The sequence below is a fragment of the Pseudomonas kielensis genome (assembly GCF_014236655.1).
In the GTDB taxonomy this organism is placed as follows: Bacteria; Pseudomonadota; Gammaproteobacteria; order Pseudomonadales; family Pseudomonadaceae; genus Aquipseudomonas; species Aquipseudomonas kielensis.
Map to the genome: position 1 here is coordinate 1 of NZ_JACMYG010000095.1, position 742 is coordinate 742.

Annotated in this window: 1 protein-coding gene; it reads left to right on the top strand. The window is 51.3% G+C overall.

What is annotated here, in order from left to right:
* The first annotated feature begins 279 nt into the window (after positions 1 to 279).
* Complete coding sequence (locus tag H7995_RS28155; RefSeq protein WP_166593177.1) at positions 280 to 669, top strand: hypothetical protein; 390 nt, start codon at positions 280 to 282, stop codon at positions 667 to 669.
* Positions 670 to 742 lie beyond the last annotated feature (73 nt).

A 742-nucleotide genomic window follows, 5' to 3' on the forward strand; every position in this document is an offset into this window, starting at 1 on the left:
GATCCAGGAGGTATGTATTGGCGATTCGGGGGCGGCTTGCGAGAAGGTCAGGTTTACCGAGGGAGGGAAGTTTGGCTTGTCCACCTTTGGTGGCGCTGTTGGGGGGGAAATAGGCAAATTAGCTGGCATGCCGATCTGCCTGGCTCTTGGTGTCTCTACAGCTATCGGGGGTGTTGTCTGCGTCGCGGCCTTAGTAGGGACTGGCGCATGGGCGGGTACGACTGTCGGCGGTATAGCTGGCGAGCTCTTGGGTGAGAGAATTTACGAAGCTACAAAACCATGACCAGTATCGACACGTGGTCTCCCTGGATTGCGATCATTGTTACTGGTGGCTGGAGCCTGCTTGCAGCTGCGGGCCTCGCATTCAGTTTGTACCTAAGTCGCTGTCATCTGGACGCCATTAAAGAGGCCTTGAAGAACAGTCGTTACATTTATGTTTGGGGCCCAAGCCTGGGGAAGCGGGGTTTGATTTGGTCCGTGCTGGAGATAGCAAAAATTTCCGGGATGATAATGATGCCAAAGGCATCAATCCGCATCGGTGAGTTGGATCCTGTCGACCTTGAAAACTTTCCCCCTCATCTTAAACGGCTACTGAAGATCAAGTCATTGATGCTAGTGACTACTGCTGTTTGGCTTTTAATTACAGGCGTACTGATAAAATTTAAGTAGCTTGATGGACGACTACTCCAAGTTAAAAACAGCCCTCGGTATTTCCAGCCGAAGCCTGGTACATCATTGGGAT

Excerpts from the sequence above, each read along its gene's own strand:
- H7995_RS28155 (WP_166593177.1), top strand. The coding sequence starts at position 280 with ATGACCAGTATCGACACGTGGTCTCCCTGGATTGCGATCATTGTTACT.